The 11,919-nt window shown below is 71.4% G+C and carries 11 protein-coding genes; 5 read left to right on the top strand and 6 right to left on the bottom strand.

The window, feature by feature from the left end:
* Positions 1–353 precede the first annotated feature (353 nt).
* On the bottom strand, positions 354–527 hold the full coding sequence (locus GTY56_RS06495) for a CsbD family protein (RefSeq protein ID WP_102909563.1): 174 nt from the start codon (positions 525–527) through the stop codon (positions 354–356).
* 243 nt (positions 528–770) lie between these two features.
* Here GTY56_RS06495 and GTY56_RS06490 point away from each other — a divergent pair, with 243 nt between their 5' ends.
* The gene (locus GTY56_RS06490) at positions 771–1,415 is read left to right on the top strand and encodes a hypothetical protein (protein ID WP_161363379.1); all 645 of its coding nucleotides are present in this window, start codon (positions 771–773) and stop codon (positions 1,413–1,415) included.
* A gap of 9 nt (positions 1,416–1,424) precedes the next feature.
* On the opposite strand, the gene GTY56_RS06485 is transcribed toward GTY56_RS06490, so the two are convergent.
* The 3 genes from GTY56_RS06485 to GTY56_RS06475 form a co-directional block, all read right to left on the bottom strand.
* Positions 1,425–3,098 carry a tetratricopeptide repeat protein gene (locus GTY56_RS06485; RefSeq protein ID WP_161363376.1) on the bottom strand — a complete coding sequence of 558 codons (1,674 nt, stop codon included), beginning with the start codon at positions 3,096–3,098 and terminating at the stop codon, positions 1,425–1,427.
* Between the two features lie 129 nt (positions 3,099–3,227).
* Positions 3,228–3,725, bottom strand: a complete 498-nt coding sequence (locus GTY56_RS06480) for a hypothetical protein (protein WP_161363375.1) — start codon at positions 3,723–3,725, stop codon at positions 3,228–3,230.
* The gene (locus GTY56_RS06475; protein WP_161363373.1) at positions 3,722–6,112 is read right to left on the bottom strand and encodes a molybdopterin-dependent oxidoreductase; all 2,391 of its coding nucleotides are present in this window, start codon (positions 6,110–6,112) and stop codon (positions 3,722–3,724) included. The genes GTY56_RS06480 and GTY56_RS06475 overlap by 4 nt, the downstream gene beginning before the upstream one ends.
* 232 nt (positions 6,113–6,344) lie before the next feature.
* Between GTY56_RS06475 and GTY56_RS06470 the strand changes: the two genes are divergently transcribed.
* The gene (locus GTY56_RS06470; protein WP_161363371.1) at positions 6,345–7,172 is read left to right on the top strand and encodes an SAM-dependent methyltransferase; all 828 of its coding nucleotides are present in this window, start codon (positions 6,345–6,347) and stop codon (positions 7,170–7,172) included.
* Between the two features lie 63 nt (positions 7,173–7,235).
* Here the strand turns inward: GTY56_RS06470 and GTY56_RS06465 are convergent, their stop codons facing one another.
* Positions 7,236–8,150: a helix-turn-helix domain-containing protein gene (locus GTY56_RS06465; protein WP_161363369.1), complete on the bottom strand. Its 915-nt coding sequence runs from the start codon at positions 8,148–8,150 to the stop codon at positions 7,236–7,238.
* 151 nt (positions 8,151–8,301) lie between these two features.
* Positions 8,302–8,532: a DUF397 domain-containing protein gene (locus tag GTY56_RS06460; protein WP_062930994.1), complete on the bottom strand. Its 231-nt coding sequence runs from the start codon at positions 8,530–8,532 to the stop codon at positions 8,302–8,304.
* 206 nt (positions 8,533–8,738) lie between these two features.
* Between GTY56_RS06460 and GTY56_RS06455 the strand changes: the two genes are divergently transcribed.
* From GTY56_RS06455 to GTY56_RS06445, 3 genes are all read left to right on the top strand, one after another.
* The gene (locus GTY56_RS06455; RefSeq protein WP_161363562.1) at positions 8,739–9,353 is read left to right on the top strand and encodes an ATP-binding protein; all 615 of its coding nucleotides are present in this window, start codon (positions 8,739–8,741) and stop codon (positions 9,351–9,353) included.
* Between the two features lie 28 nt (positions 9,354–9,381).
* Positions 9,382–9,918, top strand: a complete 537-nt coding sequence (locus GTY56_RS06450; RefSeq protein WP_161363367.1) for a hypothetical protein — start codon at positions 9,382–9,384, stop codon at positions 9,916–9,918.
* A 151-nt stretch (positions 9,919–10,069) separates the two neighbouring features.
* A partial coding sequence (locus tag GTY56_RS06445; protein ID WP_202509806.1) for a GAF domain-containing protein occupies positions 10,070–11,919 on the top strand: 1,850 nt, incomplete at its 3' end.

Here is an 11,919-nt window from a genome sequence, read left to right as displayed (position 1 = left end):
CAACACGTCAAGAGCTGGGGCGAGTTGAGAACCGGCGCACACCCCTCGACGTGTGCGGGCCGGGCGCCTCAATGAGTTCGGTGGCGGGCGCCGGCCGCGTCGGCGGCCCGGGCACCCCTGAGCCCCTGGCTGACCCCCCGGCTCCCTGGCCCTGTCGGCGCAGGCACCGGTGCTCAACCTCCTGAGCGACCTGCGGAACGAGCTGGGCCCGACGGGCGCCGACGGCGGCGCGTCCTGCTCACCGGTGAACTCCCGTCACCGGCCGACCCGCCCGCGTGCAGGCCGAACAGAGCCGTGCCGCGTCCCCCACGGACGCGGCACGGCCACATGATCTCGGTTTTCGTGAAAGCGACTCAGTGCTTGAAGACGTCCTTCGTCTTCTCCTTGGCCTGGCGGGCGTCACCCTTCGACTGCTCCGCACGGCCCTCGGCCTCCAGCCGCTCGTTGCCCACCGCGCGGCCGATCGCCTCCTTGGCCTTGCCCTTGGCCTGCTCGGCCTTCGCCTTGCCCTTCTGGTCTCCAGCCACGGTTCGCTCACTCCACGTCGTGTCCGACTACGGGTCACCGCACGAGTGACCACAGGGGCGGCGGCCCAAACGTGTCACGGGCCCAAGTCCGTCACCGGCGGTCAGGAGAGCAGCTCACGCACCAGCGCTCCGCCATTGATCGACCGCGCCGAGCCGGGACGGCCGACCGGCCGTTGACCGCCGGCGTTCACCTCGTGAGAGCCTGGGCGTGATCATGACCGGCGTGACGAGCGGGGACAGTGCATGACCATCAACCGGCCGGGGCTGCCCGGGGATCTGCCGTCGCCGGACGTGCTGTGGGCGCGCTGGGCGCTCATCGCCGTACTGGAGGCCACCACGGCGGACGAGCGGAAGGCTCACCACCGTACCGGGACCTGGGTGGACGACACAGGACTCCGTCTGGACGACGCCGGCTGCACGTGGTGGGGGTTCGCACCGCGGGACGCGGGGCGGTACGTGCTCTTCGGCGAGGACGAGTCGAGCGGATGCAAGTGGCACGAACCGCCGGTCGACCTGCTCGCCGGCGCCCCGGCCTGGCTCCCCCACGACGAGCTGGGGGACTACCTGAGCGGCAATGAACTGGGCTGCGTCTACTGGTACGAGAACGGGGCCTGGGCCCGCGCCCCGTACCCCGGCACCCTGGACGACGACGGCCTCGACTGCGGTATGAGCCGCTTCACCGACCGCGACGACGTGCTGCGCACGATCGCCGACGAGGACCACGGCGCCACATCGGCCCGCGAGGCGGAGTCCCTGCTGGCGCACGCCGAGGGCTACCGGCTGACCCCGGAGCTCCTGATGTCCCTCACCAGCACCCCGGAGTGGCGGCAGGGGGACCGGCCCGCCATGGCCCGGGCCCTGGACCTCGCGCGCCTGAACCGGACCTGAGCGCGCGGGTCAGTCGCAGCACCCGCCGGCGGGCTCCGTGACCTCAAGACGGCAGAAGCAGGACGACCGGACCGGTACGTCGGCCAGTGCGCTCGCCGTCTTGAGCTGGTGGGCCACGAGGGCCGCCTCGCCGGTCTTCCCGGTGCGCAGCAGGCACTCGTGGAAGCCGTGCAGCGCCCAGACGTTGCCCGGGTGCTGGAGGGGCCGGGGCAGGGTGTCGTCGAGGCCGAGGTCAGCGCGGTAGACGGCCTCGGCCTCCGCCACGCGGCCCTGCTCCAGCAGCAGCGCGCCGTAGGCGTGGCGGGTGGGCTGCATCCATCCCCAGGGCTCGTCGTAGGGGAGGTTGTCGTCCAGCTCGATGGAGCGCTCCAGGGCGGCGAAGGCGAGGTCGTGGTTGCCCCTGCGGTATTCGAGTTCGCCGTCCAGCATGGCCGCTGCGATCGCGAGGATGTCGTGGCAGGTGTTGTTGAACAGCATCCGTGTCCCGGGCACCCGGCTCACCGCCGCCCGGAAGAGCTCGCGTTCGGTCTCCGCCCGGTCGACCTCGCCGGTGGCGGAGAACGCGACGCCCCGGGCGTAGTGCCGCATCGCGACGGTCACGGCGTAGAGCTCCGGGTCGGCGGGGGCGGGCAGTTCCAGGATCTCGTTCCAGCGGCCGAAGCGGATCAGGACGTGGACGCGCATGGCCAGGAAGGCTTCCAGCCAATCGGCCATCGGGGGGCTCGGCACGCGGAGGAGGTCTTCGGGGATGGCCGCCTCCAGCTGGGCGGCGGTGTCGAGGGCGACCTGCGCCTGACCGAGGAACATGGCGCCGTAGATCTTGAAGTGGTAGTTGTGCGCCCGGTAGAGGGTGTAGAAGTTCATCGCCCCGGCCTGCCGGTGGTACTTCTCGTCGGCGGCGATCGCGTCGCTGTTGGCCGCGACGACCTGGCGGTAGTCACCGCACAGGACGTCCAGGTGTGAGGGCATGTGGCGCAGGTGCCCGGCGTCGGGCACGATGCCGCGCAGCCGGTCGGCGACGGTGAGGGCCTGCTCCGGGGTCGGGGACATCTCCATCAGGTGGATGTAGAGGTGCAGGACCCCCGGGTGTCGTACGCCGGCCTCGGTGGCGAGGGCGCCTTCCAGCACGGCCTTGGCCTCGGTGGTACGGGCCCCCTCGGCGGGCCGGCCGGTCCTGAGGTCCCACAGCTGCCAGGGGGTGAGGTTCATCGCGGCGTCGGCGTGCAGGGTGGCGATGTCCGGGTCGTCGGGCGCCAGTTCGTACACGACGCGCATCGCGTCCGCGTAGGGCTCGTTCCACACCGAGCAGTCCTCGACCGCCTCCGGCTGCGGGTAGCGGGCCCGCAGGGCGCCGATGAGGGCCCGCTCGACCGGGGTGGCGCGGGCGGCCTTCTCGTGAGCGCGTTCCACGGCGGTGTGCGTGCGCTCGACGGTCCTCACCAGTTCCTCACCGTCGAAGAATTCCCAGGGCTTGTTGTAGTTCGGACCGAGCGCGTAGGCGATTCCCCAATACGCCATCGCGCACTCCGGATCGGCCTCGGCCGCCCTTTCGAAGCAGGCGACGGCTTCCTCGTGATGGAAGGCGTACGTCCACACCAGGCCGCGGTCGAACCAGAGTTGGGCATCGGCGGAGGACGTGGTGACGGGACGGCTGTGCGTACCGAGGTCGTAATAGTCGCCCATGAGTTTCTCCTGGAAAAGCGGCCGGGGCCGTGAGAATAGCGGTTGCGGACACGCCCTCGATTTTCCGGTCAATTCTCGTATTTCCAGATTAGCGTTTCGGATAGCCGAGCGGTGCCCCGGCCGCTGGCATCAGACACCGGTCAGCAGCTGCGGTGCCAGGATCTTGATCATGGTGTTGGTCCAGCGGAGCTGCCGGAGCGTCTGCGGGTGGCAGTCGGTCACCACCGCCAGGAGCCGTTCGTCCCGCGTGGCCTGTGCCGCCTGGGCGAGCATCTCCCAGTGGAGCGAGTTCCGCGCGGCCGCCAGGTGCAGGTCACGCAGGTCGTTCAGCAGGAGCAGTCCCGTCTCGGGGCGCCGGCCGAGGGCTTCCGAGGCCTCTTCCCGGAGGGCGGCGAGCGCCCCGGGCGAGGGATTGCCGCGGGGGCCGGGCAGGTCCAGGCCGTGGTCGCGGCCCGCGTCGGCGATCCGGGCGGCGTGCTCGCGGGACCAGCGGGCGATGTCGAGGGCGACGTGATGGAACTCGTGGTCGGTGCGGTGCCGCGCGGCGGCGGCCAGCAGGTCCTGTTCCAGGTCGCGTTCGCCGTCGTGGAGGAGGCGCAGGACGATGCCGGTGCCGATGCCGGTCATGAGCCGCTCCCCTGCGTCGCAGTCCGGGCTCCGGTGGTGTTCGCGCGGCGGGCGACAAAAGTGAGGCGGGCCGCGCCGGTCTTGAACAACGGCTGTTTGGAGACCGGGTCCCAGTCGGTGACGATGGTCTCGTTGGCGGCGCGGCCCGGGCCGTCGTCGGGGGGACGGTGTCCTGCCGGTGTGTCCCAGTAGCCGTAGTGGAAGGGCAGGAACACCGTGCCGTCACGGATGGCGGTGGTGCGCAGCCGGGCCCGTACCGCCCCGCGTGGGGTCGTGACCTGCACCAGGTCGCCGTCGGCCAGACCCTGGGCCGAGGCCTCGGCGGGCGAGATCTCCGCCCAGACGTCCGGGGCGGCGGCGTTCAGCTCGGGCGCGCGGCCCGTCTTCGTCCGGGTGTGGAAGTGGTACACCGTGCGTCCGGTGATCAGTTGCAGGGGGTACTCGGCAGAGGTGTCCTCGTGGGGCGGCAGGTACTCGGCCGCCTTGATCACCGCCTTGCCGTGCGGGTTGAGGGCCCGGTACTCGACCGGTTCCACGCTCGCCCCGGTGACCAGGTCCCGGCCGTAGCTCTCACAGGTGTCGGGGTGGGCGAAGCCGATGCCGTCGGTGTAGAGGCGCGCGGTGCCGCCGGGGCTCTCGCCGGTGCAGGGCCACTGGATGCCGCTGCCGCCGCGCAGCCGGTCGTAGCTCAGGCCCGTGTAGTCACAGGGGCGACCGGCACTGCACCGCTGCCAGGCGGCGAACGCGGATTCGGGGTCGTGCCAGGTGATCAGCGGTCCGCCGTCCTTGTCACGGAAGTCCATGCGGGCGGCGAAGTCGAGGAAGATGTCCAGGTCGGGGCGCGCCTCACCGGGCGGTTCGACGGCCTTCTCCGACAGGTGCACCGTGCGGTCGGCGTTGGTCAGCGTGCCCGTCTTCTCGCCCCAGGTCGCGGCGGGCAGCACCACGTCGGCGAGCTGCGCGGTCTCGGTGAGGAACAGGTCCTGCGCGATCACGAACAGGCTGTCCCGGGCGAGGACCGACCGGATGCGGGACAGCTCCGGCAGGGACACGGCCGGGTTGGTGCCGGTGATCCACAGCATCCGGACCGAGCCCTGTTCGGCGTACCGGAAGATCTGCATCGCGTGAGTGGGCGGGGCGTAGTGCGGGATGGTCTGCGGTGCCACGTTCCACACGGCTGCCAGCTCCGCGACGTGCTCGTCGTTCTGCCAGTTGCGGAAACCCGGCAGGTCACCGTCGGCGCCGCACTCGCGGGTGTTCTCCGCACTGGGCTGGCCGTTCATCTGGAGCAGCCCGCAGCCGGGGCGGCCCAGCATGCCCCGGATCAGGTGCAGGTTGTTGACCTGGACGGCGGCGGCGGTGGCCTGGTGGGACTGGTAGACGCCCTGGAGGACGGTGGACAGCAGCCGCTCGGCACTGCCGAGGATCTCCGCCGCCCGCTCGATCTGCGCGCCCGGCACGTCACAGATGCCGGCCGCCCAGGCGGGTGTGCACTCCTCCACCATGGCGGCGAGTTCGTCGAAGCCGACGGTGTGCGCCTCGATGAAGGACCGGTCGGTACGGCCGGTGCGAATGATCTCGTGCAGCAGCGCGTTGAGCAGCGCGACGTTCGTGCCCGCGCGCGGGGCGAGGTGGACGTCGGACCGCCGGGCGACCGGGGTGTGGCGTGGGTCCACGCAGACCAGGCGGGGCGGGTCCGCGCCCTCCAGGCGGTCCAGCAGGCGCATCCACAGGACCGCCTGCGTCTCCGCCATGTTGTGCCCGAACAGGGCGACGGTGTCGGCGTGGTCGACGTCCTCGTAGGAGCCGGGCTGTCCGTCGCAGCCGAACGTCTCCTTCAGCGCTTCGGCGGCCGCCGCCGTGCACAGCCGGGTGTTTCCGTCCAGGTGGCTGGTGCCGATGCCGGCCCGGGCCAGGACGGCCAGGGTGTAGTACTCCTCCAGGAAGAGCTGCCCGGTGGTGTAGAGGCCGATCGCCCCCGGGCCCTTGTCGTCCAGCAGTTCCCTGGTCCGGGTCGTGATCCGGTTCATGGCGGTGTCCCAGTCGCGCTCCACCAGCCGGCCGTCCTCGCGCACCAGCGGCCTGGTGAGGCGGTCCGGGGAGGCGTTGGCCTGCCAGCCGTAGAGGTCCTTGGGGCCCAGGCGCCCGCGGTTCACCCGGTCCGCGGCCCGGCCCCGGACTCCGACGATGCGTCCCTCGCGCACCGCGATGTCCATCGCGTCGCCGTTGGAGTGGAGCACCGAGGCGGCCTGCACCCAGCGCTCCACGTCCTGTTCGCCGAGTCCCGCCGCGAGACGGGTGTCGGTCCGCGGCGGCCAGGGCGCGCCGGGCCCGTACGGCGTGCGCGCGCCCCAGACGTCCGTGATCCGGTCAGCCGGGGTGTCCACGGTGCACCTCCCACGAAGGATGACCCTGTCGTCCGCGGGTACCCTCGCCGGCATCGGTGACACAAAGCACGCGAACAGCCACTTAAGGTGCATAGACTGACACGGGCGGCGATCATCTTGTCGTTCGATCGTGGGCACCTTCGCCGGTGGGCTGGCACGGCCCAACTCCCGCTCCCTAGGATGTACTTCCTGTCCAGCCAGTCCGTTGGCGCGGCACCTTGCAGGGGGAACGATGCACTCCGAGAAGCAGCTGTCCACCGAGATCGACGCGAACGTGCCGACGGCAGCGCGCATGTACGACCACTACCTGGGCGGCAAGGACAACTACGCGGCGGACCGTGCCGCGTGCGAGGAACTCGACAAGGTCGTCCCCAGCACGCGCCGCCTGGCCCTCAACAACCGGCGGTTCCTCCAGCGGGTCGTGAAGACCCTCTCCGAGGAGTACGGCATCCGGCAGTACCTGGACCACGGATCCGGCCTGCCGACGCAGGACAACGTGCACCAGGTCGCCCAGCGCATCGACCCCACGACCCACGTGGTCTACGTCGACAACGACCCGATGGTGCTGGTGCACGGCCGCGCGCTGCTGGAGCAGGACGAGCGGACGACCGTCATCCACGCGGACATGCGCGAGACCGAGCAGATCTTCGGCCACGCCGACACCAAGCGGCTGATCGACTTCGACGAGCCGGTGTGCGTGCTGTTCAACTCGGTGTTCCACTGCATCCCGGACAGCGACACCGACGGGCCGCTGGCGGTGGCCCGGCGTGTGCGGGAGCGGCTCGCGCCCGGCAGCTTCATGGTGATGTGCCAGCTGGTCAGCGAGGATCCCGAGGTCCGCACCTTCGTCACGAACTTCATGGACCAGGCGACCCAGGGCCACTGGGGCCGCGTGCGCGAGCCGAAGGACGTGGAGACGTACTTCGAGGGCCTGGAGATCCTGGAGCCGGGGCTCGTCGAGGTCTCGACCTGGCGTCCGGACACCGAGGTGGCACCCCGTCAGCTCACCCACGAGTGGATCGAGTTCGGCGGTGTCGGGCGGATCCCGCTGGAGGGGTGACCGGGAGATGTGACCGGAGCGGGACCTCGTGAGGGGCGGCCGCCCCTCACGAGGTCCCGCGGGTCACGGGTAGCGCTGCTCCATCGTCTGCCGCAGCAGCTCCAGCGAGTCACGGGGCTTGAGCGCCTCGTCCGCCAGCCGGTCCAGCGCGATCCGGTACTCCTCCGTCTCGTCGCGGTCCTCCAGGAAGTTCGCGCTCTTGATGTGCTCCAGGTAGACCACGTCGGGCAGATCGAGACCGCCGAAGCGCAGGTACGTGATCGGGATGGCGGGGGCCGAGGCGTTGGTGACGCTCAGCGGCACGATCTGCAACGTCACATTGGACCGTCCGGCCATCTCGACGAGGTGCGCGAGCTGCTCCCGCATCACGTCGGTGCTGCCCAGGACGCGCAGCAGCACGGACTCGTCGATGATCGCCCACAGCTGCGGGGCGTCGGTCCGCAACAGCAGCCGGGCCCGGTGCCTGCGCAGTTCGACGCGACGCTCCACCTCGCTCGCGGGTGCGTTCGGCAGGCCGCGCTCCACCACGGCCCGGGTGTAGGCGGGTGTCTGCAACAGGCCGGGCACGTACTGGATCTCGAAGGTACGGATGGTGGCGGCGGCCTCCTGAAGCCCGACCAACCGGTCGAACCACTCGGGCATCAGCCGCTTGTCGTACCGCTGCCACCAGCCGGGCTCACCGGCCCGCTGCAGCAGCTTGAGCAGCACGGAGACTTCGTAGTCGTCGGTGCCGTACAGCTCCAGCAGGGCGCGGACGTCGTTCTCCGTCGGCGGGCGGCGGCCCTTGCCCGACTCGATACGGGACAGCTTCGCGGCACTGAACCCGACAGCGCGCGCCGCCTGGTCCTGGGCGAGCCCGGCGTCCTCACGGAAGCCGGCGAGCTGCACACCGACGAGCATCTTCAGCAGAGTCGGCGCCGGCTCGCGCCTGTCCAGGTAGGGTTCCAGACGGGAGATGCGATGCGACGCGGCGGACATCCTGACTCCCAGCAGACCGGCACAAGGACGACTAACACTATCGCACTTCACCGGGTCTTCACGCATCTGCCCGCAATGCCCCCGCAGAAGTGGGGAGTTGGGCTCCGCTTCTTCCCGAGGGCATGACGCGCCGCGCGCAACGGGACCGTTCCTACAGCAGGTGGTCGAACTCGCCGTCCTTCGCCCCGGCCAGGAAGGCCGCCACTTCCGCCGACGTGTAGACGAGGGCGGGGCCGTCGGGGTCGCGGGAGTTGCGCAGGGCGATCCCGCCGTCGACGAGGGGGGCGACCTCGACGCAGTTGCCTTCGGCGTTGCTGTGCCGGCTCTTCATCCAGCAGGCTTCCAACGAGCTCGCCCGCACTCCGTTCTGCACTGGTGGCACCGCAGTCTCCTCGCTGTTCTCGTTCCCCGCCGCGCACGGCGTGCCCGGCCGACCGGACGAGTGCGGGCGCGTCCCTTCGACCGCACTCGTCCCGGCTCGCGTACCCACGACGGCTTGATACTCACGCAATTTCTCGTGCAATTGCACGCGAGCGCCTTCAGCGTGGATAATAGCTGCGGCGTCAACCCCCGGGTCGACGCCCCGTCCTGACGTCGCATCAGGGAGATGCCGTGTCACCTGCGCAGCACGTGCTCCGGCCGCCGAGTGGGGCTGCGGCACACGCAGGCGCACCCGCGGCGGACCCCGCATTCCCGGCCGGCCCGCACACGGCCTCTCCGTACGGGGCTCCGCCCTCGGTGCCGACGACACTGCCGCAGTTCTCGGGTGCCCTGTCCGCCTCGGCCACGCTCCAAGTCGAGTGCAGCCGGGAGGGGTTCGCGCGAGCCCGGTCCTTCACCCGCGACACCCTGCACGGCTGGTCGCTCGACCACCGCTGCGACGACGCGACCCTCGTCATCACCGAGCTCACCGCCAACGCCGCCACGCACGCGGCACCGAGAGCCTCGAACGCGCCGGGCGTGCCGGAGATCCGGCTCGGATTCCTCCTGGACCCCGGCCACCTGCTGGTCACCGTCTCCGACCCCGACGACCACCCGCCGGTGTACCGGCCGGCGGGCATCGCCCTGGAGGAGCACGGCCGGGGGCTGTGCATCGTCGACGCCCTGTCCGAGGAGTGGGGCTGGGCCCCCAGTCCCCCGGCGGGCAAGACGGTCTGGGCCAGGATGTCGACCCGGCCCGCCCCACCCTGTCCACCCATCTGACACCACTGCCGCGGAAAGGCCCCTCGCCATGCGCAGCGCTTCGACGGAACACCCGAGCGGCGAGCGCCCCCAGCGCCCCGACGCCCCGGCCCGGAACACGTCGCTCACAGCACTGGACCGCGTGCCGTGGGGCGACATCCAGGACTCCACCGGTTCGGCTGCGGCCATCCCCCAGCTGCTCACCGGCATCGCGGGGGGTGACGCCGACACCGCCCGCTCCGCCCTCGACGACCTGCGGAAACGGATCTGCCAGTTCGGTTTCGTGGTGGAGCAGGCGACCGCGGCCACGGTTCCCTTCCTCTGGGAGCTGGCGAAGCAGCCGCAGGTGACCTGCCGCGCCCAGATCATCCGGCTGCTCAAGAGCATCGCCGACGCACGGCAGTGGGAAAGCACCGCCGCCGTCTATCCGAAGCTGCTGAACCACCGGGAGAACCCGGTGGTGTGGGAGCGTGCGGCGCGCCAGGCGGTGCGGTCCCGGCGCGGTGAGCTGGGCCGGCTGATGGCGGACGAGGACGGTGAGATCGCCCGGGCCACGACCGAGCTGGCCCGCTCACTGGGCGCCTGAGACTGCCGTACGTTCTCCTGTGGGCGGGGCGCACGTTCACCGGAGGGTCGCCGGCCCGTCCGGCCCGCAGACGTGACGAAACGGTGAGGACCCCCTGCCACCATGGGTGATGCCCCTCGCCTCCCGGGGCCGGGCAGTGTAGACATGGCACATGGTCCGACTCGTGGGTCGATCCGGGACTCGATCGCCCCTGCGGCCCGGCGCTGCGCCGTCGGCACGGCAGCGGCGGGAGGCGGGCTCGCCACGGTGGCAACCGGGGGCGGGGCTGCGGTCGGTGCTGGGCGGACGCAGCGTCGCCGGACAGGTGTTCCTGCTCGTCGTGGTGATCGTGCTGCTGCTGGTCGTGGCGGCCGTCGTGGCGCTGGTGCTGCAAGTGCGGCACGACACGACGAAGGAGGCCCGCAACCGTTCGCTCGCCGTCGCGGAGACCTTCGCCAACGCGCCGGGCACCGTCGAGGCGCTCCAGAGTCCTGATCCCACCGCCGTGCTCCAGCCCCGGGCCGAGGCCGCCCGGGAGCGGTCGAAGGTCGACTTCGTCGTCGTCATGAACACCGACGGGATCCGCTACACCCACCCCAAGCCGGACCGGATCGGGAAGAAGTTCGTCGGGACGCTCGCGCCGGCGCTGGCCGGGAAGTCGTTCACCGAGGAGATCGAGGGCACCATCGGCCCGCTCGTGCAGGCCGTGGTTCCGGTGAAGGACCCGGACGGCCGGGTCGTGGGCCTGGTCTCGGCGGGGATCACGACCAAGAACGTCGGCGGCACCGCCGACCGTCAGCTGCCCCTCGTCCTCACGGCCGCCGCGGTCGCGCTCCTCCTGGCGACAGCGGGCGCCGCACTGGTGAGCCGGCGGCTGCTGCGCCAGACCCACGGGCTCGGTCCGCACGAGATGACCCGGATGTACGAACACCACGACGCCGTGCTGCACGCCGTCCGGGAGGGGGTGCTGATCGTCGACGACGGGGGAACCCTGGTCCTCGCCAACGACGAGGCGCACCGGCTGCTCGGGCTGCCCGCCGACGCCGAGGGCCGGCACGTCCTCGGTCTCGGTCTCGACCCGGGCACCGCCGACCTGCTGGCCTCCGGACGCGTCGCCACGGACGAGGTGCACCTCGTCGGGGACCGGCTCCTCGCCGTCAACCAGCGGACGACGGACCGTGCGGGGGTGCCGCCCGGCAGCGTCGCCACCCTGCGCGACTCCACCGAGCTGCGGGCGCTGTCCGGGCGGGCCGAGACAGCGCGGGAACGGCTCAACATGCTGTACGACGCCGGAGTGGGCATCGGGACCAGCCTGGACGTGACCCGCACGGCCGAGGAGCTGACCGAGCTGGCCGTGCCGCGGTTCGCCGACTTCGTCACCGTCGACCTCTTCGACGCGGTGCTGGGCGGCGGGCAGCCGAACGCGGCGGCCTCGCTCAGCCGGACGGCGCTGAGCGGGATCCGCAAGGACGCGCCGCTCTACCCGGCCGGCGAGCGGATCAGGTTCGTCGCATCCTCGCCGCAGGGCCGCAGTCTCGCCACCGGCGGCCCCGTCCTGGAACCCCGGCTGGGCGAGGCCCCGGGCTGGCAGGCACAGGACCTGGAGCGCTCGGCGCAGATCGTCGCGTACGGCATCCACTCGCTGATCACGGTGCCGCTGCGGGCCGGCACCCTGGTGCTGGGCGTGGTCAGCTTCTGGCGCTGCGAGAAGCCGGAGCCCTTCGACGCCGACGAACTTGCCCTGGCGGAGGAACTGGTCGCACGGGCGGCCGTCTCCATCGACAACGCTCGCCGCTACACCCGCGAGCACAGCATGGCGGTGACGCTCCAGCGCAGCCTGCTCCCCCGCAACCTGCCGGAGCAGGACGCCCTGGAGATCGCCTACCGCTATCTGCCCGCGCAGGCCGGGGTGGGCGGTGACTGGTTCGACGTGCTGCCGCTGTCGGGGGCCAGGGTGGCGCTCGTCGTCGGGGACGTCGTCGGTCACGGGCTGCACGCCGCGGCCACGATGGGCCGGCTGCG

This window comes from Streptomyces sp. SID5643, assembly GCF_009872555.1.
Classification (GTDB): domain Bacteria; phylum Actinomycetota; class Actinomycetes; order Streptomycetales; family Streptomycetaceae; genus Streptomyces; species Streptomyces iakyrus.
Note: the sequence above shows the minus strand (reverse complement) of the source record. Positions and strands in the feature narration are given on the sequence as shown.

Bases quoted from the DNA above. Each gene is read 5' to 3' on its own strand.
- GTY56_RS06470 (WP_161363371.1), top strand. From the start codon at position 6,345: ATGCACTCCGAGAAGCAGCTGTCCACCGAGATCGACGCGAACGTGCCG.
- GTY56_RS06450 (WP_161363367.1), top strand. From the start codon at position 9,382: ATGCGCAGCGCTTCGACGGAACACCCGAGCGGCGAGCGCCCCCAGCGC.
- GTY56_RS06465 (WP_161363369.1), bottom strand. From the start codon at position 8,150: ATGTCCGCCGCGTCGCATCGCATCTCCCGTCTGGAACCCTACCTGGAC.
- GTY56_RS06485 (WP_161363376.1), bottom strand. From the start codon at position 3,098: ATGGGCGACTATTACGACCTCGGTACGCACAGCCGTCCCGTCACCACG.
- GTY56_RS06480 (WP_161363375.1), bottom strand. From the start codon at position 3,725: ATGACCGGCATCGGCACCGGCATCGTCCTGCGCCTCCTCCACGACGGC.
- GTY56_RS06490 (WP_161363379.1), top strand. From the start codon at position 771: ATGACCATCAACCGGCCGGGGCTGCCCGGGGATCTGCCGTCGCCGGAC.